At 72.7% G+C, this 25,407-nt stretch carries 13 protein-coding genes; 9 read left to right on the top strand and 4 right to left on the bottom strand.

Annotated elements, in window-relative coordinates:
* Positions 1-45 precede the first annotated feature (45 nt).
* From ACFOYY_RS12900 to ACFOYY_RS12860, 9 genes are all read left to right on the top strand, one after another.
* Positions 46-12,057, top strand: a complete 12,012-nt coding sequence (locus tag ACFOYY_RS12900) for an amino acid adenylation domain-containing protein (protein ID WP_386189907.1) — start codon at positions 46-48, stop codon at positions 12,055-12,057.
* Positions 12,054-12,263, top strand: a complete 210-nt coding sequence (locus ACFOYY_RS12895) for an MbtH family protein (protein ID WP_352009151.1) — start codon at positions 12,054-12,056, stop codon at positions 12,261-12,263. The genes ACFOYY_RS12900 and ACFOYY_RS12895 overlap by 4 nt, the downstream gene beginning before the upstream one ends.
* A 2-nt stretch (positions 12,264-12,265) precedes the next feature.
* Entirely contained in the window at positions 12,266-13,912 is a 1,647-nt protein-coding gene (locus ACFOYY_RS12890; RefSeq protein WP_386189906.1) for an ABC transporter ATP-binding protein, read from the top strand.
* Complete coding sequence (locus ACFOYY_RS12885; protein ID WP_352009153.1) at positions 13,905-15,581, top strand: ABC transporter ATP-binding protein; 1,677 nt, start codon at positions 13,905-13,907, stop codon at positions 15,579-15,581. Before ACFOYY_RS12890 ends, ACFOYY_RS12885 begins: the two co-directional genes overlap by 8 nt.
* A 109-nt stretch (positions 15,582-15,690) precedes the next feature.
* Complete coding sequence (locus tag ACFOYY_RS12880; protein ID WP_352009154.1) at positions 15,691-16,659, top strand: ABC transporter substrate-binding protein; 969 nt, start codon at positions 15,691-15,693, stop codon at positions 16,657-16,659.
* A 110-nt stretch (positions 16,660-16,769) separates the two neighbouring features.
* On the top strand, positions 16,770-17,834 hold the full coding sequence (locus tag ACFOYY_RS12875; protein WP_386189905.1) for a FecCD family ABC transporter permease: 1,065 nt from the start codon (positions 16,770-16,772) through the stop codon (positions 17,832-17,834).
* Complete coding sequence (locus ACFOYY_RS12870) at positions 17,831-18,886, top strand: FecCD family ABC transporter permease (protein WP_352009156.1); 1,056 nt, start codon at positions 17,831-17,833, stop codon at positions 18,884-18,886. Before ACFOYY_RS12875 ends, ACFOYY_RS12870 begins: the two co-directional genes overlap by 4 nt.
* Before the next feature lie 328 nt (positions 18,887-19,214).
* A complete protein-coding gene (locus tag ACFOYY_RS12865; protein ID WP_386189904.1) occupies positions 19,215-20,399 on the top strand; it encodes an RNA-guided endonuclease InsQ/TnpB family protein in 1,185 nt (394 codons plus the stop codon).
* A 169-nt stretch (positions 20,400-20,568) separates the two neighbouring features.
* Complete coding sequence (locus ACFOYY_RS12860) at positions 20,569-21,189, top strand: methyltransferase domain-containing protein (RefSeq protein ID WP_386189903.1); 621 nt, start codon at positions 20,569-20,571, stop codon at positions 21,187-21,189.
* Between the two features lie 39 nt (positions 21,190-21,228).
* On the opposite strand, the gene ACFOYY_RS12855 is transcribed toward ACFOYY_RS12860, so the two are convergent.
* The 4 genes from ACFOYY_RS12855 to ACFOYY_RS12840 are packed head-to-tail and all read right to left on the bottom strand — an operon-like array spanning position 21,229 to position 25,318.
* Positions 21,229-22,260, bottom strand: a complete 1,032-nt coding sequence (locus ACFOYY_RS12855; RefSeq protein ID WP_386189902.1) for a carbohydrate ABC transporter permease — start codon at positions 22,258-22,260, stop codon at positions 21,229-21,231.
* 4 nt (positions 22,261-22,264) lie between these two features.
* The gene (locus ACFOYY_RS12850) at positions 22,265-23,179 is read right to left on the bottom strand and encodes a carbohydrate ABC transporter permease (RefSeq protein ID WP_386189901.1); all 915 of its coding nucleotides are present in this window, start codon (positions 23,177-23,179) and stop codon (positions 22,265-22,267) included.
* Entirely contained in the window at positions 23,176-24,549 is a 1,374-nt protein-coding gene (locus ACFOYY_RS12845; RefSeq protein ID WP_386189900.1) for an ABC transporter substrate-binding protein, read from the bottom strand. Before ACFOYY_RS12845 ends, ACFOYY_RS12850 begins: the two co-directional genes overlap by 4 nt.
* 10 nt (positions 24,550-24,559) lie before the next feature.
* Positions 24,560-25,318 (bottom strand): GntR family transcriptional regulator, encoded by a 759-nt coding sequence (locus tag ACFOYY_RS12840; protein WP_352009162.1) that lies wholly within the window; start codon positions 25,316-25,318, stop codon positions 24,560-24,562.
* Between the last annotated feature and the right edge of the window lie 89 nt (positions 25,319-25,407).

Genomic DNA, 25,407 nt, shown 5'->3' with positions numbered 1-25,407 from the left:
CCGCTCGAACCGGTCGGCACCTCGCTGCGCACCTGGGCGGCCACCGTGGCCGACCTGGACGTCTCCGGCGAACTGCCCTACTGGACCGGGGTTCTCGACCGGCCGGGACCGAGGCTCGGCGCGCGCAGGCCAGGACCCGGCGACACCGTCGGCACCGCCGTGCGCTCCGTCGTCACCGTGCCGCCGGGCCGTACGGCGCCGCTGCTGGCCGCCGCGGCCCGCTGCCGCGCCGGGATGGACGAGCTGCTGCTGGCCGTCCTGGCCAGGGCCGTCGGCGGGAACGAACTGCTGGTGCAGACCGAGGGGCACGGCCGTGACCTGATCGACGACCTCGACCTGTCGCGCACCGTCGGCTGGTTCACCGTCGAACATCCCGTCCGCGTCCGTCTCGACGGAGCCGCGACCCCGGCCGGCACCCTCAGGAGGGTGAAGGAGGCCGTCAGGTCGGTGCCCAGTGGCGGGCTCGGCTACGGCGTCCTGCGCCACCTGCGCGGACTGCTCGACGGGCTGCCGCAGCCGCAGATCCTGTTCAACTACCTCGGCCGTTTCGCCGCGGGCGCCGCCTTCACCGCCTCCGACGACCCCGCCATGCCCACGCCGTACGCCCTTGAGGTCAACGCCTTCCTGCACGAGACGCCGCAGGGACCCTCGCTGGCCGTCCACCTGTCGAGCCCGCCCGGCGTGCTCGACCTGGACGACCTCGGCGCGCGCTGGGACACCGCCCTCGACGAACTGGCCGCGACGCCCGACGCGCTCGTCCCGTCCGACCTGCCGCTGGTCGCCCTCACCCAGCGGGAGGTCGACCGCCTGCCCGGGGACGCCGCCGACGTGCTGCCGCTCTCGCCGCTGCAGGAGGGCCTGCTCTTCCACGCCAGCGCCGACGAACTCGACGTCTACACCTCGCTGACCCACCTCGACCTCGAAGGGCCGGTCGACGGGCTGCGCGGGCGGATGGAACGGCTGCTCGCCCGGCACGACAGCCTGCGCGCGGTCTTCCTGTCCGACGGCTTCGACCGGCCCGTCCAGGTCATCCCGGCCCGGGCGGAACTGTCCTGGCGGGAACTCGACCTGTCCGGCGAGCCGGAACGCCTCGACGAGGTCGAACGCGCCGAACTGGCCCACCGCTTCGACCTCACCCGCTCGCCGCTGCTGCGCTGCCTGCTCGTACGGCTCGGCCCTGACCGCCACCGGCTGCTGCTGACCGGCCACCACATCGTCGCCGACGGCTGGTCGACCCCGCTCATCGTGCGCGAACTGGTCTCGGGAACCGCCGAACCGGCGCCGCCGTACCGGGACTACCTGGCCTGGCTGGGCCGCAGGGACACCGAGGCCGACGCCGCGGCCTGGCGCGAGGCGCTGGCCGGGCCGGTCGAACCGACCCTGGTCAGAGGCGCAGAAGCCGCGCGAACCCCCGTCCCGCCGCGTGAGGTGGCCGTCGAGCTGCCCGCCGCCGTGGGGGAGCGGCTCGGCGTGTTCGCCAGGCGGCACGGCCTGACCCTCAACACCGTCGTCCAGGGGGCCTGGGCGATCCTGCTCGGCGTGCTCACCGGACGCGACGACGTCGTCTTCGGCGCGACCGTCTCCGGCCGTCCCGCCGACCTCGACGGCGTGGAGAACATGATCGGCCTGTTCAGCAACACCGTCCCCGTCCGGGTGCGGCTCGACCCGGAGGAGGCGGCGCTCGCCGCGCTCACCAGGCTCCAGGCGGAACAGGCCAGGCTGCTCGACCACCAGTACCTCGGCCTGGCCGAGATCCAGGCCCTCGCCGGGGCCGGGACGCTCTTCGACACGCTGCTCGTCTTCGAGAACTACCCGGCCGGGCAGGGCGTGCCCGGCGGTGAGGTCACCGTGACCGGCGCAGGCAACCGGGGCCACACGCACTACCCGCTGACGCTGCTCGTGCTTCCCTCGGGCAACCCGGTGCTCGGCCCCGACGGCGGCGGGCCCCGCTTCGTCCTGGAGTACCGGCCGGACGCGTTCGGCGACGACGAGGCCCGAGCCGTGGCCGCCCGCTTCGCCCGGGTGCTCGCGCAGCTCACCGCGGAGGTCGTCGTCGGCGAGATCGACGTGCTGATCGAACGCGAGAGCGTCCTCGGCGACTGGATCGCCACCGAGGCGGAGATCCCCGCAGGCACCGTCGTGGACGTCTTCGAGGCGCAGGTCGCCGCGACCCCGGACGCGACCGCGGTGGTCTCCGGCACGACCGCCCTGACCTTCGACCAGCTCAACCGGCGCGTCAACCGGCTCGCGCACGCCCTGACCGGGCTCGGCGCCGGGCGGGAGACGCTGGTCGCGCTCGCGCTGCCCCGCTCGGCCGACCTGGTCGTCGCGCTGCTGGCCGTGCTGAAGACCGGGGCCGCCTATCTGCCGATCGACCTCGACTACCCGGAGGAGCGGCGGCGGCTCATGCTCGCCGACGCCCGCCCCGTGCTCGTCCTGACCAAGCTCCCGGAGACCGACGACGGCCCGGAGACCGACCCCGTCGTCGAACGCGACCCCGCGCAGCAGGCCTTCGTCATCTACACCTCCGGCTCGACCGGACGCCCCAAGGGCGTGCAGATCGCCCACCACGGCCTGATGAACCTCTACCGCGACCACCGCGACACCGTCTTCGCCAGGGCGGTCGAGGCGGCGGGCGGGCGGCGGCTGCGCGCCGCGCACACCGCGTCCTTCTCCTTCGACTCCTCCTGGGAGCAGCTGCTGTGGCTGCTGTGCGGCCACGAGCTGCACGTCTTCGACGAGGAGACCCGCCGCGACGCCGAGGCGACCGTCGCGCTGGTCGCCGAACGGCGCATCGACACCCTCGACGTCACCCCGACCTTCGCCGAGCAGCTGCTCGACTGCGGCCTGCTCGACGGTGAGCACCGGCCCGTGCTCGTGCTGCTCGGCGGCGAGGCCGTGCCCGACGCGCTGTGGCGCCGCCTGCGTGAGACCCCCGGCGTGCTCGCGCACAACTACTACGGCCCGACCGAGGACACCGTGGACACCCTCGGCGCCGACCTCGCCGACAGCCCCGCCCCGGTCGTCGGACGGCCCATCGCCAACACCCGCGTCTACGTGCTCGACCGCAGGCTGCGCCCGGTGCCGCCGGGCGTCCCCGGCGAGCTGTACATCGCCGGGGCCGGTCTGGCCCGCGGCTACCTGAACCGGCCGGGCCTGACCGCGGAACGGTTCGTCGCCGACCCCCTCAGGTACGGCGAGCGCATGTACCGCACCGGAGACCTGGCCCGCTGGCGGCCCGACGGCACCCTGGAGTTCCTCGGCCGCACCGACGACCAGGTGAAGGTACGCGGCTACCGGATCGAGCTGGGCGAGGTCGAGGCCGCGCTCACCGCGCAGCCCGGGGTCTCCCGCGCCGCCGTGATCGTCAGGGACGACCGGCTCGTCGCCTACGTCGTCGCCGACGGGCCGGTCGACCCCGGCGCGCTCGGCCTGCCCGCCTACATGGTCCCCGCCGTCGTCACCCTCGACGCGCTGCCGATGAACGTCCACGGCAAGCTCGACCGCGCCGCCCTGCCCGCCCCCGGGGTGAGCCGTACGGTGGGCCGCGCGGCCAGGGACGAACGGGAGGAACTCGTCCGCGGCGTGCTCGCCGACCTGCTCGGCGTGCCCGCGATCGGCGCCGACGACGACTTCTTCGCCCTCGGCGGCCACTCGCTGCTGGCCGCCCGCGCCGTCAACCGCATCCGGCGCGCCCTGGGCACCGGCCTGGCGATCAGGGACCTGTTCGAGGCGCGCACCGTCGCCAGGCTCATGCCCAGGCTCGGCGGCGCCGCCCGCGCGCCCCTCACCCGCATGCCGCGCCCGGAACGGGTGCCGCTCTCGGCCGCCCAGCGCCGCCTGTGGTTCCTGCACCACCTGGAAGGCCCGAGCCCGGTCTACAACATCCCGCTGCGCCTGCACCTGACGCCGGGCGCCGACGCCGCCGCGCTGCGCGCCGCCTGGCACGACGTGACCGGCCGCCACGAGATCCTGCGCACCGTCTACCCGGACGCCGAAGGCACGCCGTACCAGGTGGTCCTGGACGTCCGGCCGCCGCTGACGACCGTGGCGAGCACGGCGGAGCGGCTGGCGGACGACCTCGCCGAGGCCGAGGAGTACGGCTTCGACCTGCTCGCAGAGCCGCCGCTGCGCGGGACGCTGTTCACCCTCGGCGACGGACGGCTCGTCCTGTCGGCCGTCTTCCACCACATCGCCAGCGACCAGTGGTCGGAGGGGGTGTTCCTGCGCGACCTGGCGAGCGCCTACGAGGCAAGGCTGGCCGGGCGGGAACCGGAGTGGCCCGACGTCCTGCAGTACGCCGACCACACCCTCTGGCGCCGGGACGTCCCCACCGAGGAGGACGAACGCCACTGGCGGGAGGCACTGGCGGGCATCCCCGACGAGCTGGCGCTGCCCTACGACCGGCCCAGGCCGCACACCCCGACCCACCGGGGCGCGACCGTACGGCTCCGCCTGCCCGACGACGTCCACCGGGGCGTCGCGGCGCTGGCCGGGCGCGGCGGCGCGACCCCCTTCATGGTGCTGCAGGCCGCCGTCGCCCTCCTGCTGGGCAGGCTCGGCGGCGGGGACGACATCCCGCTCGGCGTACCCGTGGCGGGCCGCCCCGACGAGGCCCTCGACGACGTCATGGGCCTGTTCGTCAACACGCTCGTGCTGCGCGCCGACCTGTCGGGCGATCCGTCGTTCGACACGCTGCTCGGCCGGGTGCGCCAGACGGAACTGGCCGCGCTCGCCCACCAGGACCTGCCGTTCGAGCGGCTCGTCGACATCGTCGCCCCCACCAGGTCACTGGCCAGGCACCCGCTGTTCCAGGTCATGACCCAGTACCACCGGGCGGAACCAGCCAGCGCCCTCGGCGAGCTCGAACCCGACCTGAGCGTCCACGCCCGCTTCGACCTGGCCTTCAACGCCGTGGACGACGGCGAGGCCACGCACCTGTCGATCATCTACGCCCGCGACCTGTTCGACGACGCGACCGCCCACCTGCTCGGCGACCGGCTCGTCCACGTGCTGCGCCAGGTGCTGGCCGACCCGGCGCTGACCGTCGGCGCGGTCGACGTGCTGTCCCCCGCCGAACGCGGCCGGATCACCGGCGAGTGGAACGACACCGCCCGCGAGGTGCCCTCCGGCACGCTCAGCCGCCGCATCACCGCCCAGGCCCGCCGTACCCCGGACGCCCTGGCCGTGGCCGCACCCGAGGGGCCTGAGGGGAGGACCTGGCTTGAGCTGACCTACGCGGAGCTGGAACGGCGCGCCGACCGGCTGGCCTGGGAACTCGCCGAGGGCGGCGCCGGGCCCGAGACGATCGTCGCGGTCTCCGTCCCCCGCTCGGCGGAGCTGATGGTCGCGCTGCTGGCCGTGCTGAAGACCGGGGCGGCCTACCTGCCGATCGACCCCGACTATCCGGCGCAGCGGCGTGAGCTGATGCTCGACGACGCCCGCCCCGTCCGGCTGCTGACGGCCGCCGACGTCCCCCGCGAGGGCGGGGACCGGCCCTTCCCCGACGCCTCGGCCCCCGGCGGCCCGGCCTACGTGATCTACACCTCCGGCTCGACGGGACGGCCGAAGGGCGTGGTGGTCGAGCACCGGGCGATCGTCAACCGCCTGGCCTGGATGCAGGCCGAGTACGGCCTCACCCCGGACGACCGGGTGCTGCAGAAGACCCCCGCCGGGTTCGACGTGTCGGTGTGGGAGTTCTTCTGGGCGCTCTGCGAGGGCGCCGCCGTGGTCCTGGCCGCGCCCGGCGACCACCGCGACCCCGCCAGGCTCGTCCGGCTCATCCGGGAGCGGTCCGTCACGGTCGCCCACTTCGTGCCGTCCATGCTGCGGGCCTTCCTGACCGACCCCGGCGTGCCCGGCTGCGTGAGCCTGCGCCACGTCGTCTGCTCCGGTGAGGCGCTGCCCGCCGACCTGGCCGCCGACTTCAGGAGGGCGCTCGGCGCCGGGCTGCACAACCTGTACGGCCCGACCGAGGCCGCCGTGGACGTCACCTACCAGGAGTACACCGGTGACCCCGGAGCCGCCACGGTCCCGATCGGCCGCCCGGTGTGGAACACCGGCGTCCACGTGCTCGACGCCGCGCTGCGCCCGGTGCCGGTCGGCGTCCCCGGCGAGCTGTACCTGTCGGGCGTCCAGCTCGCCCGCGGCTACCTCAACCGGCCGGGCCTGACCGCCGAACGGTTCGTCGCCGACCCGTCCGGGCACGGCGAGCGCATGTACCGCACCGGGGACCTGGCCCGCCGGCGCCCCGACGGCACCGTCGAGTTCCTCGGCCGCACCGACGACCAGGTGAAGATCCGCGGGCAGCGGATCGAGCTGGGCGAGGTCGAGGCCGCGCTGCGCGCCCTTCCCGGCGTACGGCAGGCCGCCGCGGCCGCCGTCGAGGGCCGCCTGATCGGCTACGTCGTCGGTGCTCCAGACGGTGCTCCAGACGGTGCCCCCGACGGCCCGCTCGACCCGGCGGCGCTCCGCGCCGAACTGGCCTCGTGTGTCCCCGGCCAGCTCGTGCCCTCGGTGATCGTGCCGATCGACGCGCTGCCGCTCTCCGTCAACGGCAAGCTCGACCGCCGCGCGCTGCCCGTCCCCGCCGCGCCCGAGGCGCCCGCCGCCGCGAAGCCCGCCAGGCCCGGCGAGGAGGCCATGGCCGCCGCCTTCGCCGAGGTGCTCGGCCTGGGCGTGGTCGGCGTCGACGACGACTTCTTCGGCCTCGGCGGCGACAGCATCATGTCCATCACCCTGGTCGCCAGAGCCCGCGCCGCCGGGCTGACGATCACCGCCAAGGACGTCTTCGAGCACCCGACCGTCGCCGGGCTCGCGGCCGTCGCCACGGCGGCGGAGCCCGTCGCCGCGACGCCCGCGGAACCCGAGGAGGAGGCGGGGGGCCCGCTGCCGCTGCTGCCCGTCATGCACTGGCTGCGCGAACAGGGCGTCCCGGTCGAGGACGTGCACCAGGCCAGGCTGCTGCGGGTGCCGCCCGCGCTCGGCGTCGAGCGGATCACCGCCGCCTTCGACGTCCTCGCCCGCCGCCACGACGCGCTGCGGCTGCGCCTGGCCAGGCCGCACCCCGCGATCTGGTCGGCGGAGATCACCCCTGAGGCGGCCCCCTTCGAGGTGCGCCGGGTCACCGGCCTGGCCGGTCTCGAAGCCGAGTACCGCGCCGCCGTCGGACGGCTCGACCCGGCGACCGGCGCGGTCGTCCAGGTCGTCTGGTTCGACCTCGGCGAGGAGCCGGGACGCCTGCTCGTCGTCGCCCACCACCTCGTGGTGGACGGCGTCTCCTGGCGCTTCCTGCTGCCCGACCTGGCAGCCGCCGTCGAGGGCCGCGACCCCGCCCCCGTCCCCGTCTCCCTGCGCCGCTGGTCACGGCGGCTGAGCGAGGAGGCGCACACCCCCGGGCGGCTCGCCGAACTCGACCACTGGCTGGCGGCCGTGGCCCCCGGCGCCACCCGCCTGGCGGTGACGCCCCAGGCGTCCCCGGTGTCCGCTACGGCGCCCGCCACGCACGAGACCGTCCTGGACACCGCGCTCACCCGGAGCCTGCTTTCGGCCAGGGGCGGGATGAACGCGCTGCTGCTCACCGCGCTCGCCCTGGCCCTGCCCGGCGACGGCCCGGCCCTGGTCGAGCTGGAGGGCCACGGCCGCGAACACGCCGAACTCGACCTGTCGCGCACCGCGGGCTGGCTCACCGCCGTCCACCCGGTGCGTCTCGACCCCGGGACCCCCGGCGGCACAATCGGCACGGTCGCGGCGTTCAAGCGGATCAGGGAACAGCTGGCCGCGGTGCCCGACGGCGGCCTCGGCTACGGCCTGCTGCGTCACCTCAACCCGCAGACGGCCGCCGTGCTCGCCGCCGCGCCCCGCCCGGAGATCCTGTTCAACTACCTGGGCAGGTTCGGCGTAGGCGGCGCCGAGGACTGGGGCATCGCCGACGAGACGCTCCCCGAGATCGGGACCGGCGCCTCGCCGTACGGGCTTGAGGTGGACGCCGTCACCCAGGACAGGCCCGAGGGGCCGACGCTGCGGGTCACCTGGACCTCGGCCGTCCTCGACGGCGCGGAACTGGCCGGTCTGGCCGGGCGCTGGGAGGCGGCGCTGGCCGAACTCGGCGCCCCCGGCGCCCTCGACGACGCGCTGACCCCCTCCGACCTGCCGCTGGTCTCCCTCACCCAGGCGCAGATCGACGAGCTGCCCCCCGGCACGGCCGAGGTGCTGCCGCTCGCGCCGCTGCAGGAGGGCCTGCTCTTCCACGCCACCGTGGACGAGGGCGCGCTCGACGTCTACACCGTGCAGAACTTCCTCGAACTGCGCCGCCCGATGGACGCCGGACGGCTGCGCGAGGCCTGGCGGCGGCTGACCGCCCGCCACCCCAACCTGCTGGCCGGGTTCCGGTACGACGGCCTCGACCGGGCCGTCCAGTTCGTGCCCAGGACGGCGGAGCTGCCGCTGACCGAGATCGACCTGACCGGCCTCACCGGGCGGCCCCTCACCGGGCAGGAGGCGCGGGCGGAGGGCATCGACCTCGGCTTCCTCACCGACCCGGCGCAGCGGGACGCGGTCGCGCGGATCCTGACCGAGGACCGCGCCAGGCGCTTCGACCTGACCAGGCCGCCGCTGGTGCGCTTCACCCTGGTCAGGCTGGCCCCCGACCACCACCTGCTGGTCATGATCCACCACCACATCCTGTGGGACGGCTGGTCGGAGGGGCTGTTCCTGCGGGAGCTGTTCGACCTGTACGACGGGCGAGAGCCCGAGCGGGTCACCCCCTACCGGGACTATCTGGCCTGGCTGTCGCGGCAGGACACCGGCGCCGCGTTCGAGGCCTGGAAGCAGGCCCTGGCCGGGCTCGCCGAGCCGACGCTGCTGGCCCCCACCGGGGGCGAGCTGACCGCGGTCGTGCCCGACGCCGTGCTGGCCGAACTGCCCGACGGGTTCGGCCCGAGCCTGGTCGCCCAGGCCAGACGGCACGGCCTGACACTCAGCACCCTGCTGACCGCCGCCTGGGGCATGGTCCTGGCCGGGGTCACCGGCCGCTCCGACGTCGTGTTCGGCAGCACCGTCTCAGGACGGCCCGCCGAGATCCCCGGCGTCGAGTCGACCATCGGCCTGTTCCTCAACACCGTCCCCGTGCGGATCACCCTCGACGCCGACGAGTCCCTCCTGGACCTGCTCACCCGCCTGCAGCGCGGCCGCTCCGCCGTACTGGCCCACGAACACCTCGGGCTCGGCGAGATCCAGCGGGCGGCGGGACTCGGCCAGCTCTTCGACACCCTGTACGTGCTGCGCAACTTCGGCGACGACGAGGAGGAACGCCTGCGCGTCACCGCCTCCTACGGCATCGCCGAGATGGACAGCGTGGACGGCACCCACTACCCGCTGACCCTCGTCGTCACCCCGGACGAACGGCTCAAGGTGTCGCTGGCCTACCGGCCCGACGTGTTCGACCGGCCGCTCGCCGAGGCGATGCTCGCCCGCTTCACCCGACTGCTCGAACAGATCGCCGGGGACCTGACGACACCCGTCGGCCGCCTCGACCCGCTCGGGCCGGACGAACGACGGCTGGTGCTCCAGGAATGGAACGCCACCGATCACCCGCTGCCGGACAAGACCGTGGCCCGCCTCCTGGAGGAACAGGCCGCGCGCACCCCCGGCGCCGTCGCGCTGGTCTTCGGCAGGGAACGCCACACCTACGCCGAGCTCAACGCCCGCGCCAACCGCATCGCCAGGATGCTGGTCGGCAGGGGCGCCGGGCCGGAGCGGATCGTCGGGCTCGCGCTGCCGCGCTCGGCCGACATGGTCGCCGCGCTGTTCGCGGTGCTCAAGACCGGCGCCGCCTACCTGCCGCTCGACCTGGACTACCCGGCCGACCGGATCGAGCACATGATCGACGACGCCGGGCCGGTGTGCGTGCTGCGCCCCGGGGACCTGGACGGCCTGGACGGGCTGCCCGGCGACGACCTGGGCCTGGAGTTCCCGCTGAGCCACCCGGCGTACGTCATCTACACCTCGGGCTCGACGGGGAGGCCGAAGGGCGTCGTCGTGCCGTACGCGGGCCTGACCAACATGCAGTTCAACCACCGCAGCGAGATCTTCGACCCGGTCGTGGCCTCGGCGGGCCGGCGGCTGCGGATCGCGCACACCGTCTCCTTCTCCTTCGACATGTCGTGGGAGGAACTGCTGTGGCTCGTCGAGGGGCACGAGGTGCACGTCCTGGACGAGGAGATGCGCCGCGACGCGCAGTCGCTCACCGCCTACTGCGCCGAGCACCTCGTCGACGTCGTCAACGTCACCCCCTCCTACGCCCAGCAACTCGTCGAACACGGCCTGCTCGAAGGGCACGTCCCGCCTCTGGTACTGCTCGGCGGCGAGGCCGTCGGCCACGCCCTGTGGGAGACGCTGCGCACCACGGAGGGGACACTCGGCTACAACCTGTACGGCCCGACCGAGTACACCATCAACACCCTCGGCGGCGGCACCGGCGACAGCGTCACCCCCATCGTCGGCCGCCCGATCTGGAACACCCGCGTCTACGTGCTGGACGACCGGCTGCGCCCGGTCCCCGTCGGCGTCGCGGGCGAGCTGTACGTCTCCGGGATCGGCCTGGCCCGCGGCTACCTGAACCGGCCCGGCCTCACCGCGGAGCGCTTCGTCGCCGACCCCTTCCAGGACGGCGAGCGCATGTACCGCACCGGCGACGTCGTGCGCTGGCGCGGCGACGGCAACCTCGACTTCCTCGGCAGGGCCGACGACCAGCTGAAAATCCGTGGATTCCGGGTCGAACCCGGCGAGATCGAGGCCGTCATCGCCGCCGAACCCGGCGTCGGCCAGGTGGCGGTCGTCGCCCAGCCGGGCCCGGTCACCCGCCTGGTCGCCTACGTCGTGCCCTCGGGGGACGGCCCCGGCGACCTGGCGGCGTCCCTGCGGGAGCTGCTGCCCGGCTACATGGTGCCCTCGGCGTTCGTCACCCTCGACGAGCTGCCGCTGACCATCAACGGCAAGCTCGACCGCAAGGCGCTGCCCGCCCCGGACTTCGCCGCCGCCGTCTCCTCCCGCGAGCCGCGCGACGAACGCGAGGCCGCCCTGTGCCGGGTCTTCGCCGAGGTGCTCGGCCTGCCCAGGGTCGGCGTCGACGACAGCTTCTTCGAACTCGGCGGCCACTCGCTGCTGGCCATGCGGCTGGCCGCCAGGATCAGGACGGAGCTCGGCACGCCGCTCAAGCTGGCCACCGTCATGGCCGCCCCGACCCCGGCGGAGCTGGCCGTACGGCTGGCCGGGGGAGCGCCGGGCGGATTCGACGTGATCCTGCCACTGCGCGCCTCGGGCGACCTGCCGCCGCTGTTCTGCGCGCACCCGCCCGCCGGGTTCGCCTGGCTGTACGGCGGGCTGCTGCCCCACCTCGACCCGCGCAGGCCCCTGTACGGCATCCAGGCGCCCCAGCTGACCGGGGAGGACTTCGCCCCGGCGACCATCCGCGACCTGGGCCGGGCCTACGCCGACCGGATCGCCGCCGTCCAGCCCGCCGGGCCGTACCACCTGTTCGGCTGGTCCTTCGGCGGGCAGGTCGCCTACGCGATCGCCACGGCGCTGCGCGAGAGGGGGCAGGAGGTCGCCTTCCTCGGCGTGCTCGACACCTTCCCGATGGACGCCGAGGAGGAGCCGAGCCGTACCCCGCAGGAACTGGACGAGCTCAGCCGGGCCGAGACCGAGGAGTTCCTGCAGGGGCTGCGCGAGTCGGCGGGTGTGCTCGCCGACTTCGACGACGCCACGGTGCGGGCCATCGCGACCGTCCACCGCGCCTGCATGGACCTGCTGCTCGGCGCGGACTACGCCCGCTACGACGGCGACCTGCTCGTCGTCACCGCCACCAAGGACCGGGTGGAGACCGGTGACCACCTGCAGTGGGCCGCCCACGTGGACGGGGCGATCGTCAACCACGACGTGGACTTCACCCACGCGGAACTGCTCACCCCCAGGGCGCTCACCGTGATCGGCCCCATCGTGAACCGCGCGCTCAACGAGATCCAGACCACGAGACCAGCACAGGAGAACCTCCGATGACCAATCCCTTCGAAGACGCCGACGCCCGCTATCTGGTGCTGGTGAACGCCGAGGGGCAGCACTCGCTGTGGCCCGCCTTCGCCGACGTGCCCGGCGGCTGGGAGAGCGTCCACGGCCCGGCCTCCCGCGCCGACTGCCTGGCCTACGTCGAGGCCAACTGGACCGACATGCGCCCGAAGAGCCTCGTCGCCGAGATGGGCGGCTGAGCTTGCCGCTCTCCGATCCCTCCTCACCCCGGCCCTCCTCGCTGCTGCGCCAGTGCCTGCTGGCGCAGCGGCGCACCCTGGCCGCCGCCGTCGTCTCGGCCGTCGTCAGGCAGGTCGCGCTGCTGGCCATCCCCTGGTGCGTGCAGCGCGCCGTCGACGACGGCATCTCCCGCTCCGACGTCGGTACCACGATCACCTGGGCGCTGGCCGTCCTGGCCGCCGCCGCGGTCCAGTGGGCCGGGCTCGCCGGCTGGCAGTGGTGGGCGAACCTGGCCGACGCCCGGGCGGGCGTCACGCTGCGGCACCGCCTGGTCCGGCACGTCGCCGCGCTCGGCGACGACGACCTGGCCGGGCGGGGCGGCCGGGGCGACCTGGCCATGAGCGTGACCCGGGACGTGGACCTGGTGCGCATCTGGGTGCACGGCCTGACCACCTGGGCGGTCATCGCCACCACGTTCGCGGTCGTGCTGCCCGCCCTGGCCACGCTCGAACCCGTCCTGCTCTACGTGACGCTCGCCATGATCCCGCCGCTGATCCTGGTCAACGTGGTGTTCTCCCGCAGGTTCGAGCCCGCGCTCGCCGAGTTGTCCGACGCGCACGCCGCCCGCGCCGACGCCGTCGCGGACCTGCTGACCGTCGGCGGCGCGCTGCGCGGCCTCGGCGGCGCCGACGTCCTGCTCGGCAGGCACCGCGCGCACAGCGCCCGCGTCACGGAGACGACCATGCGCGCCGCCCGGATCTCGGCGACCTGGTCGGCGCTCGGGCCGATGATCCCCCGCCTGGCGGTGGTCGCCGGGATCGGCTTCGGCGGCATGGCGGTGCTCGCCGGAGACCTCACCGTCGGCGGCCTCGTCGCGTTCACCACGTGGATGGTCACGCTCACCCTGGCCGTCGGCGTGGCCGTCGAACGCTTCGCCGACCGGGGCCAGGCCGTCGTCGCCGCCCGCCGCATCGCCGAGGTCCTCGCGCTGCGCCCGGCGCTCGACCGGCCGTCCGACCCCCTCCCGCTGCCCGCGGACGCCGTCCTCGCCTGCGAGGACGTGACGGTCGTCCGAGACGGGCGGCGGGTGCTCGGCCCGCTGTCGCTTTCGGTGAAGCCGGGGGAGCTGCTGGCCGTGATCGGGCCGAGCGGCTCGGGCAAGTCGACGCTGCTGCGGCTGCTGTGCCGTCGCGCCGACCCCTCGGAGGGGACCGTCTCCTACGGCGGCCTCGACCTGCGCGCCGCCGACCCCGACGAGGTGGCGGCGAGCCTGGTCCTGGTCTCCCAGCGGCCCGTGCTGGTCTCCGGGACCGTCGCCGACAACCTGAGGCTCGGCCGTGACCTGGACGAGGACGACCTGCGTGCCGCCTGCCACACCGCGGCCATCGACCTGCCCCTCGACGCGGAGGTCGGCGAGCGCGGCGGGGCCCTGTCCGGCGGCCAGGTGAAACGGCTCGCCCTCGCCCGCGCCCTGCTCGGCCGACCGGCCGTGCTGCTGCTCGACGACGTCACCTCCGCCCTCGACGAGACGACGGAGGCGCACGTCCTGGACCGGCTGCGCCGCTGGTCGCCGCGGACCGCCGTCGTCTTCGTGACCCACAGGGCCGCGGTCGCGGACGCCGCCGACCGTGTGCTCGACCTCACCGGAGCGGAGGTCTCCCATGGCTGAGGTCGTCATGCTGTCCGACGAGCCGTCCACCAGGAGGCTGCTGCGCCGCGCCTGGCCGTACCTGCGGCCGCACTCGGGCAGGATCCTGCTCGCGCTGCTGCTCAGCCTGGCCGAGAGCGCCGCGCTGGTCGCCCTGGCGCCGTTCATCGGCCTGGCCGTCGAGGCGCTGACCGAAGGCGACCGCGACCGGCTGCTCACGGCCGTCGCGCTGCTGGCCGGGCTCGTCGTCGCGCAGGCGCTGCTGGCCAGGTTCGCCGCGACCACCCTGGCCGACGCGGGAGAGCGGGTCGCCAGGGAACTGCGCGAACGCGCCGCGGAACGACTCGCCGGGGCGCCGCTGCGCTTCATCGAGGCGCACCGCGACGGCTCGCTGCTGCAGCGCGCCACCGGGGAGATCGCCGAGCTGGCCATGTTCGTCCGCACCGCGCTGCCGAACCTGCTCGGCGTCACCGCGACGCTGGCCTTCACCGCCGTCGTGCTGCTCGGCTACTCCTGGCCGCTGACCCTCGTGGTCGTCGCGGTCTTCCTGCCCCCGGCGCTGCTGATCACCCGCTGGTTCGCCAAGGACGCCGGTTCCGCGTTCGGCGCGCACGCCGGGGCGGAGGCGACCATGGCGGGCACCTTCGCCGAGACCCTCGACGCGCGTGAGGAACTGCGCTCCGCGGGCGGCATGCCCGCCTGGCTGGCCCGTTTCGACCGGGACAACCTGGCCGCCCTCCTCACCCAGCGCCGCACGGTCGTGGTGGAGAACAGGATCGGCGCGATCACCCTGGTCGAGGGGGCGGCCATGGCCGTGCTCCTGGGCTTCGGTGCCTGGCTGGCCGTCGGAGGGCATCTGAGCGTCTCCACCGCGGTCGTCTTCGTGCTGGCCGGGCGCAACCTGTTCGAGGGGTTCGGCGACCTGTCCCAGCTCGCGGGGGAGATGCAGACCGTGAGGGCCGGGCTGGCCCGGCTGCTCGACCTGCTGTCGGCGGGCGCCCCCGAGCCGGGCGGGGACCGGCCGCTGCCCGCCAGGGGAGAGCTGCTGGCCGAGGAGGTCACCTTCCGCTACGAGGACGAGACAGAGGTGCTGCGCGGGGTCTCGGTGCGTTTCGCAGAGAACGCCCACGCCGGGCTCGTCGGGGAGACCGGATCGGGCAAGACGACCCTGTCCAAGCTCCTCAGCGGCCTCTACCGGCCCGACTCGGGGCGGGTCACCTTCGGCGGCGTCGATCTCGGCGAGGCCTCGCCGGAGGAGGTGCGCAGACGCATCGCCCTCGTGCCGCAGGAGGTCCACATGGTCTCCGGCTCGGTCGCCGACAACCTCGCCCTCGCCAGGGGCGAGCCGGGACGCGCCGAGATGGAGGCGGCCTTCGAGACCCTGGGGATCGGCGCGTTCCTCCGAGGGCTGCCCCGGGGGCTGGACACCCCCGCCGGGGACCTGTCGGCGGGGGAGAGGCAGATCCTCGGGCTGGTCAGGGCCGTGCTCGCCGACCCGGCCGTGCTCATCCTCGACGAGGCGACCGCCGACGTCGACCCGGTCACGGCCCGCAGCCTGGAGACGGCGCTCGCCCGGCTGCGCGACGAGCGCGCGCTCATCGTCATCGCCCACCGTCCCGCGACCATCGAGCTGCTGCCACGGCTGGTCGGGCTGCGCGCGGGCGCGCTCGACCCCCGGTACGAGAACTGACCGGGGCCGCCCGTAGCCGGGTGACGGGCGGCCCCGACTTGACGTGAAGGAAACCTGACTCTTTACTTAGGTTTGCCTTACCTAACAATAGTGATCCAGGAGACGCGGGATGCATCTCACCAGGGCCGTTCTCGGCCTTCTCACCGCCGGGCTGGTCGCCCTGACCACCGCGTGCGGTCCCTCCTCGGCCCCCTCCCCGGGCTCGGCGAGCGACCCCTCAGGGGCACCCGCCGCCACCAGGACCGTCCAGACCGTCCACGGCGCCGTCCAGGTCCCCACCGAGCCCAAGAGAGTCGTCTCCCTGCTCAACACCACCGCGGCCGTCCTCGAACTGGGCATCACCCCCATCGCGGTCCTCCAGGAGGCCGAGAGCGACTACTCGCCCGAGGACTGGGCGAAGGTCAAGACCATCCCCGTCATCGGGACCGACGAGACGTCGATCAACTACGAGCAGCTCGCCCAGCTCCAGCCCGACCTCATCGTCAGCACCCAGCGCAGGGAGGAGGACTTCGGCTACGACAAGCTCAGCGCCATCGCGCCGACCGCCTTCTTCGTGACGGAGAACCCGGCCGACGTCCGCAAGGCCCTGCCCGAGATCGCCGACGCGCTGGGTAAGAAGGACGCGATGGCCGGGAAGATCGCCGAGTACGAGGCGAAGATCGCCGAGATCAAGTCCAAGTACTCCGCCGTCCTGGAGAAGACCACCTGGGACTACGTCGAGGGCGGCCCCGAGGGCTTCGTCGCCAACTCCCCGGTCTCCTGGCCCGGCCTGTTCATGGAGGAGACCGGCCTGAAGTTCTCCAAGGTCGCGACCGACGAGCGCGCCAACCGAGGCGTCCGGCTCTCCTACGAGCAGATCTCCCGCTTCAAGGACACCTCCGTCCTGCTGTACGGCGCGCAGCCCGACGGCGGCGTCGACCCCGCGACGCAGAAGCTGCTCGACCAGGGATCGTGGAAGCTGCTGCCCGCCGCGAAGGAGGGGCACGTCTACCCGATCAAGTACGGCTACCAGTACAGCTACAAGGGCGTCCTGGAGATCGTCGGCCAGCTCGAAGCCATCCTCGCCAAGCTCGCCTAGGGATCGTCAGTTCACAAGGACGTTCACCGGAGCGTTCACAAGGAGGAAGAGGACCGAGTGGACCTCCCCTTACCATCGGTGACCCGCACCGCGTCCGCGAAGGCGCCTTCATGACCGCCGGGGAGGGCGTCGGACTCCTGGCGCCCCCGCCGGTCAGGCCGAAGGGAGGCCGGGCGCGCGGTACGGCGCTGCGCTCCGCGGGCGCGCTGCTGGCCTTCCTGCTGCTGGTCCTGGCGGTGCTCGCGAGCCTGGCCATCGGCTCGAAGGCCATCCCGGCCGGAGACGTCGTCAGGCTCCTGCTGCACCCGGACAACTCGGACGCGGCCCACGTCATCCACGACCTGCGCGTCCCCAGGACCCTGCTCGGGATCGGGGTGGGCGCCTGCCTGGCCCTGGCGGGCGCGCTCATGCAGGCGCTGACCCGCAACCCGCTGGCCGACCCCGGCATCCTGGGCGTCGAGGCGGGCGCGGTCATCGCCATCGCGGCGGCCATCGGCCTGTTCGGGCTGCAGGACCTGGGGGGCCTCGTCTGGTTCTCCTTCGCGGGCTCGGCCGCCGCCGCGGTCGTCGTCTACCTCATCGGCTCAAGCGGGCGCTCCGGCGCCACCCCCGTACGGCTCGCCCTGGCCGGGACGGCGGTCAGCGCCGCCCTGGCCTCGGCGACCCAGGCGATCGCGCTGACCGACCCCGAGGCCTTCAAGCAGTACCGCTACTGGGGGACCGGAGCCCTCAGCGGCCATGACATGACGGTCGTGACCAGGACGGTCCCCTTCATGGTCGTCGGCCTGATCGTGGCGATGTCGCTGGGCAACTCCCTGAACGCGCTCGCGCTCGGCGACGACGCGGGACGCGCCCTGGGAGTACGGCCGGGCCGTACCCGGGTGCTCGGTGTCATCGCCGTCACCCTGCTGTGCGGCGCGGCGACCGCGGCCGTCGGGCCCATCGGGTTCGTCGGCCTGGTCGTGGCGCAGGCCGCCCGGCTGGCGGTCGGTCAGGACAACCGCTGGGTGCTGCTGTACTCGGTGCTGCTCGGCCCCGTGCTGCTGCTGGTGTCCGACATCGTGGGCCGTCTGGTGCTGTGGCCCGCGGAGCTGGAGGCCGGGGTGGTCACCGCCTTCGTCGGCATGCCGGTCTTTCTCGCCCTCGTCCGCCGCAGGAGGATCGCCCAGCTGTGAACGCGCTCAACACCACGAAGCGCCCCGGGTTCACGGTCACCCTCCCCGGGCGTCGCGCCTCCTTCCGCGTCGGCCTCCGGGTCGTGCTGACCGGGGCCGTGCTCGCGGCGGCCGTGACCACGCTGACCGTCCTGGCCATCGGGACCGGGCAGTACCCGATCGCCCCCGGGGACGTGCTGCGCGCCCTCGCGGGCAACGGCCAGCGCGCCCACATGTTCGTCGTCGAGACGCTCAGGCTGCCGCGCGTGCTGACCGGGCTGCTCGTCGGCGCGGCCCTCGGCCTGGCGGGCGCGGTCTTCCAGAGCCTCACCCGCAACCCGCTGGGCAGCCCCGACATCGTCGGTTTCACCACGGGAGCCGCGACCGGCGCGCTCATCCAGATCATCGTGCTCGGCGGGGGGATGGTCGCCGTCGCGGGCGGCGCCCTGGCCGGGGGCCTGCTGACCTCCCTCGTCGTGTATCTCCTCGCCTTCAGGGACGGGGTACAGGGCTACCGGCTGATCCTGGTCGGCATCGCCGTCAACGGGGGGCTGGTGGCGACCAACATCTACCTGATCGCCCGCGCCGAGTTCGCCGACGCCCACGTCGCGGCGACCTGGATGACCGGCAACCTCAACGGGCGCGGCTGGGGTCATGTGAACCTGCTGGTCGGCACGCTCCTGGTCCTCGTCCCCGTCACGCTGGCCTTCGGCAGGCGGCTGAAGTTGATGGAACTCGGCGACGAACTGGCGACCGCCCTGGGCGTGCGGGTGGAGAGCTCCCGGCTCTGGCTCATGCTGCTCGGGGTCGCCCTCACCGCCGTGGCGACGGTCGCCTCGGGGCCCATCCCGTTCGTCGCGCTCGCCGCCCCCCAGCTGGCCCGAAGACTCGCCAGGTCCGCCGCCCCCGTCCTGGTCCTGTCGGGCCTCATGGGCGCGCTGCTGCTGGTCGCCGGTGACATGGCCGCCCAGCGCCTGCTGGCCCCGACCCAGCTTCCCGTCGGGGTGATGACCGGCTCCCTCGGCGGTGTCTACCTGGTCTGGGTCCTCGTCTCCGGCTGGCGCAAACGCTGACCGCCGGGTCTCCTGTGCGGCCCGCGCCAGGGCTGGGGGTCCGCCGCGCGGGCCGTACAGGTTCCTTCACAGAAGTCACCCGCGCGGCCGGTTCCCCGGCGCTTTCCGACATTTTCCGGTGTTTTCCGGGGGCGGATGGGAAATGTGGCCGCTCCGCGACTTCATCAGATTCTCCCGAGGGGCCGTCGCCTTCAGATGACGGGGGAATCGGGAGCGGGAGGGCCGCCAAGGCCCGAACGCGCGTTGACCCGCCTGGTCTGTTTCCTGGTTTTGTCGGTGTCGGTCGATACCGTGACGGTGTCGTTGCCGAACGTGATAGGGGTGGGGTGTGCGCAGGTCGTTTAAGTTCCTGTTGCGCCCCACCCGTCACCAGGAGATCGCGCTGGCGGCGTGCCTGGAAGACCACCGCACGCTGTACAACGCCGCTCTGGAGCACCGCCGCACCGCTTACCGCAAGGCGGGCGTCACGATCCGCTACGGCGATCAGTCGGCCGACCTGAAGCACATCCGGGCCGACGACACCGGTGGGCAGGGCCGGTGGTCGTTCTCCTCCCAGCAGGCCACCCTCCGACGGCTCGACAGGGCGTTCCGCGCGTTCTTCGACCGCGTCAAAGCGGGCCGCACGCCCGGGTTCCCGCGGTTCAAGGGGCGTGGCCGGTTCGACACGGTGGAGTGGCCCAGGGACGGTGACGGCTGCCGGTGGGACTCCCAGCCCGAACACCCCACCGCGGCGTTCGTGCGTCTTCAGGGTGTCGGGCATGTCCGGGTGCACCGGCACCGGCCGGTCAAGGGCCGCGTGAAGACGATCGGCGTCAAACGGGAGGGCGACCGCTGGTATGTGGTGCTGTCGTGCGACGACGTGTCCGCCGAACCACTTCCCGCCACGGGCACGGCGGTCGGCATCGACATGGGCGTCGCCTCGCTGGTGACCACCTCCGGCGGCGAGCACGTCGCCAACCCGCGCCACCTGGCCGCGACCGCCGATCGTCTCGCGGACGCGCAGCGGGCCCTGGCCCGTAAGAAGAGAGGCTCCACGCGGCGCCGTAAGGCGGTCGCCCGTGTCGCCGCCCTGCACGGCAAGGTCCGCCGTCAGCGCCTCGACCACGGGCACAAGGCCGTGTTCGCCCTGGTCCGCACTTACGACGTGATCGTTCACGAGGATCTGCGGATCGCGAACATGACCCGCAGCGCCTCCGGCACGCTCACGCAGCCCGGACGGAACGTCGCCGCCAAGTCCGGGTTGAACCGGAGCATTCTGGATGCGGGGTGGGGGGTGTTCCTGACGATTCTGTCGTACAAGGCTGAGAGCGCCGGTCGAGAGCTGATCGCGGTGAACCCCGCCCACACCTCCCGCACCTGCGCCGCCTGTGGGCACCGCGCTGCGGAGAACCGCCTCACCCAGGCCGAGTTCGCGTGTACGGCGTGCGGGCACACCGCGCATGCCGATGTGAACGCGGCGGTCAACATCTTGAGGGCAGGGCTTGCCCTTCGCCGGGCCGCGCGAGCGGTGTAGCGAGAAGCCGCTTCCTTCAGGGAACGGAGGAGTCACGAGGAAGCTGATGCGCCGGGTTACCGGCCGCCGGGTCAACCGGCAGGCGTGGCGTGTTTGGTAGGTCCCCCTACCGGCCGCGCCGGGCCCGACGGTCCGGCGCGGTCCCCGGCCCGGCTTACAGGAGGCGCGCGTGACACATGCGGATGAGACGCTGGCGGCGTACGAGGGCATCGCGCCCCGCTATGACGAGTTGAACGCGCGGACCGACACCGTCGACCTGGTGGAGCGCTACGTCGAGCTGGTCGACCGGTACGGCCAGGGCGGACGGCGGCTGCTGGACGCGGGCTGCGGAACCGGTCGCAGCAGTGTGGCCTTCCGCGAGCGGGGCTTCGAGGTGACCGGCTACGATCTGTCCCCGGCGATGGCGGCCGCGCGCGACCAGCTCACCGAGGGCGGGGTGCTGGTCTTCGACATGAACACCGTCGGTTACTACCGGCGTGTGTTCGGCGCCCCCACGGTCGTCGACCGGGGGGACCGGTACGTGGCGTGGTTCGCGGAGTCCCCGCCCATCGAGGCCGACGCGGTGGTGGTCACCCGGTTCGACCTGTTCGAGCGGTCGGGGACGACCTGGCGGCGGGTCTCGATGCGGCACGCGCAGCGGCACCACTCCGACCGGACGGTACGCCGGGCGGCCGAACGGGCCGGGCTGCGCGTCGTCGCCACCCGGGGACTGGTGGAGACCTCGGCGCGGGAGCCGGCCGACGAGGAGAGTCACGACCGGATCCTGTACGCGGCCCGCCGTCTCGGCTGAACCCCGCCGACCCGCCTCCCCGGCCCTCGGCCGCCACGGTCACTTCTCCACTCCGGTGCTCATGATGCCGCGCACGAACGTGCGCTGGAAACAGATGAAGAGGATCACCGGAACGGCGATCGTCATCATGGCGCCGGCCTGGATGTAGGCGGGTTTCGTCGAGTACAGGCCGTTGAAGGCGGCCAGGCCCACCTGCAGCGGCTGGAGCTCGGGCCGCCCGGAAAGGTAGACGAGCGGGGTGAAGTAGTCGTTCCAGGTGTAGACGAAGTTGAACAGGATGACGGCGGTGATCGCCGGCCACGCCTGCGGCACGATCACCGAACGCAGCGTGCGCAGCGGTCCGGCACCGTCGATCGAGGCCGCCTCGTCCATCTCGCGCGGGATGGTCAGGAAGTACTGCCTCAGCAGGAAGACGCTGTAGGCGTTGGCGAAGAAGGTCGGTACGAGCAGCGGCAGCCAGGTGCCGACCCAGCCGATCTGCACGAAGATGGTGTATGTCGGGATCAGCGTCACCGCGGTGGGCAGGAAGATCGTGGCGATGAGCAGGGTGAACAGCGGCCCGCGGCCGGGGAAGCGGAACCGGGCGAAGCCGTAGGCGACCAGCGTGCACGACAGGACGGTCCCGATCGTGCTGATCACCGCCAGCGTGATGGTGTTGAGCAGCAGCCGGGGGAAGTCGATCAGCCTCCAGACCGCGGCGTAGTTCGACCACTGCGGCGCCAGGACCCAGCTGGGTTTCAGGGTGCGCCAGGAGCCGCGCCAGACGACGGTTCCCCTCTCGGGAGCCGCCGGGTCGAGGAACTCGCTCTCGGCGCGACCCTTCTTCACCAGGGCGAGTTCGCGGACCGTGCCGTCGAGCGGCACCCGGTACACGTCGTACTGCCGGCCCTCATGGGTGAAGGTGCGCGGGTCGGACGGCAGCAGCGGCGCGTGCGCCTGGCTGACCTGCCGTTCGCTCTTCAGCGACGACAGCGTCATCTGGACGAGAGGCGACAGGAACGCCACGACGATGCCGAACATCACGATCGTCATCAGCGCCGTCCGGATGCGGCGGGCGGCGTACGGGGTCACCGGGTCACCTCTCACTCGTGTAGTGGACCCAGTGCCTGGACAGCCGGAACAGCACCAGGGTCACGACGAGGGTGATGACAAATAGCAGCCACGCCAGCGTCGAGCCGTAGGACATCTCCTGGTAGGTGAAGAAGGTCTGGTACAGGTAGAGGTTGAAGAAACGGGTCGCGCCGCCGGGGTCGCCGCTGCCGTCGAAGAGCACCAGCGGGATGAGGAAGTACTGCATGACCTCGACGACCGCGAGGATCATCGTGTAGAAGATCACCGGCGACATCATCGGGACCGTCACGTGCCACAGCTGGCGCCACCATCCGGCACCGTCGAGCCGCGCGGCGTCGTACAACTCGGTGGGGATGCCGCGCAGCCCCGCCAGGTTGATGATGATGCCCGAGCCGAGCCCCCACAGGCCGATCATGACGAGCCCGGGGATCACCCAGCTGGGGTCGCTCAGCCAGCTCGGTGCGTCGCCGACGCCGAGCACGTGCAGCGCGGTGTTGATCCATCCGTCGTCGACCAGCATGTTCTGCCAGATCAGCGCGCTGGCCACGAACGGCACGACGTACGGCATGAACAACAGCACCCGCAACAGCCCGGTGCCGCGCACGTACCTGCTGTTGACCGCGACCGCGAGCAGGAACGGCAGGACGACGACCAGCGGCAGCCAGAGCAGGGCGAAGCGGGCGGTCACCCACAGCGAGGCCCACGCCTGCCGGTCGGCGAAGAGCCGCTGGTAGTTCGCCAGGCCGACGAACATGAGCGGCTCCCGCTCGGTCAGCGAGATGTTGAGGAAGGTGAAGACGAACGTGGCCGCCATCGGGACCGCCGTGAACGCGAGGAACCCGATGATCCACGGAAGGACGAACAGGAGCCCGTACCGGGCCTCCCTGCGGGCCACCCAGGATGTGGTCTCGCTCCTCATGAGCGGTTCCACACGTCCTGGATCTCCTCGCGCATCGCCTTGAGCTGGGCGTTCATGTCGAGCCCGCCCTGGGTCATCCAGCGGCTCCTGTAGGTGCCGAGGATGGTGAGCGTCTGGTTGTACTTGGGCGTGTACGACTCCGAGTGGGGGTTGTCGGCGAAGGCAACGCTGTCCTTGGCGACCTGCCAGTCGACCTTGTTGGGGAACTGCCCGGCCAGCTTGGCGAAGAAGGCGTCCTGGTCGGCGGTGCGGGCGGGCATCGCGCCGTACGCGGAGAGCAGTTCCTGGGAGGCCGGGCCGACCAGGTGGCTCAGGAACTCGAAGGCCTCGGCGGGGTGCTTGCTGCCGGCCAGGATCCGGAAGGTGTCCGCGCTGGTGGGTGAGGTGGTCCTGCCCTTGTAGGAGGGCATCGCCGCCAGGTCCCAGTCGTCGCCCGCGCCTGCCACGCCGTAGGTGGACCACAGGAAGTTGACGCTCATCGCGACGTGCCCGGAGAAGAAGGCGGCGCCGTCCCCGTTGAACTGCTCGGTCTGGAAGACGGGGCCGGTCATGATGAACCGGTCCTTCCACATGCCGTCGTAGAAGAAGCGCCAGGAGTCGGCCCAGGCGTCGGGGATCTTCACGGTCTTGCCGTCGCCCGTGTCCAGTGATCCGGCGGCGAAGGCGGCGCCCTGGTAGCGCAGGTCGTCACGGGCCGGTTCGAAGCCGTACTGCACGATCTGGCCGGGGTCGAAGCCCTCCTGGGTCGCGTCCTTGCCGTTCTTGTCGACGGTGAGCTTGAGGGCCAGCTCCCTGAGCGTGTCGTAGTTCCACTCGCTCTGGCGGCCGTCGGGCCAGGTGTACTTCTCGCCGTACTTGTGCGGCGGCTCGGCCAGGCCGGCCTCCTCGAACATGTCGGCCTTGTAGTACAGGGTCGAGGGGTAGATCGCGAACGGGACGCCCTCCTGAACGGAGCCGATCCGGTAGAGGTCGGCGCTGCCCTTGGCGTAGGGGCTGAGGTCGAAGCCGCTGGACTTGATGAGCGGGGCCAGGTCGAGCCACTGGCCGTGGAAGGCGGCCGCACCGCCGACCCCCACGGGACCGGCGAGGTCGGGCACGTTGCCCGAGGCGATCTGGGTGGCGAGCGTGTCGCGGGCGGAGTCGTAGGTGACGACCTCCAGCTTGACCTTGATCCGGCGCTGGGAGGCGTTGAACCTCTCGATCACCTTCTGCTGCGCCTTGACCTGTTCGGCCTGTTCACCGGTGCCGAGGCAGCAGTACCAGCGCAGCTCGACAGCCGCGTCGTCACCGCCGGGAGGGGAGTCTGCTCCACAGGCGGCCAGCGTCGTGGCCAATAAGATCGCGGCCAGGGTGTGCCATAACCGATTCATGTGTCTCTCCCTAGGCTGGGGGGTCCGGGGGGCGGGTGATGGAGAGCTCAAAAGAGAGGCGGGCTCTGTCGCCTCTCACGTAACTGCGGGTGAACTCGATGGGCTCGTCGCCGGGGCCGAAGGCGACCCCCTCGACGAGCATGGCGGGGCGTTCCACGGGCTGGTCGAGCAGCCGCGCCTCGTGGGCGCGCAGCCGTACCGGCTCGATGACCTCGCGGGCGCGCACGATCCTGGCGCCGTAGTGCGCGCCGAGCAGGCTGTAGAGGGAGTTGCGCTCAAGATCGTGGTCGAGCAGCCCGGCGAAGCGGCCGGCCGGTAGGTAGACCTGCTCCAGGATCAACGGCTCGCCGTTGGCGATGCGCAGACGTTCGAGATAGACGACCTGCGCGCCGGGGGCCAGGGCCAGCGCGGCGGCGACCATCTCTCCCGGCATCTCGATCCCGGAGGCGACCAGTCTGGTGTCCGGGTCCAGGCCGTGCATGTTCATCAGGTCGGCGAAGCTCTGGCTGGTGCCCAGATCGACTTCGAGCCGGGAGTGCTGGACGAACGTGCCGCGCCCGCGGGTGCGCTCCAGGCGGCCCTCGCGGGCCAGCTCGGCCAGGGCTCGCCGTACCGGGATGAGGCTGCATCCGTAGCGGCGGGCAAGCTCTCTCTCCGGCGGCAGACGGTCTCCCGCCTGCCATTCCCCCTCGTCGAGCGCGGCGCTCAGGTCCAGGTAGACCTGGTGGTGGAGGGGGATCGGACCGGCTTCGAGCCGATAGCGGGCCATCGGGAGTTCGCTTCCTTCCGAAATCTGCCGAGCGGTTGATTGCTTATAATGTTGTCAGCAATACTGATCACGGCCGCTACCTCTGTCAA

Origin of the sequence: Streptosporangium jomthongense (genome assembly GCF_042650425.1) — a bacterium.
Taxonomy (GTDB): domain Bacteria; phylum Actinomycetota; class Actinomycetes; order Streptosporangiales; family Streptosporangiaceae; genus Streptosporangium.
The sequence above is the reverse complement of the archived record's forward strand: the minus strand, read 5'-3'. Positions and strand labels throughout refer to the sequence as shown.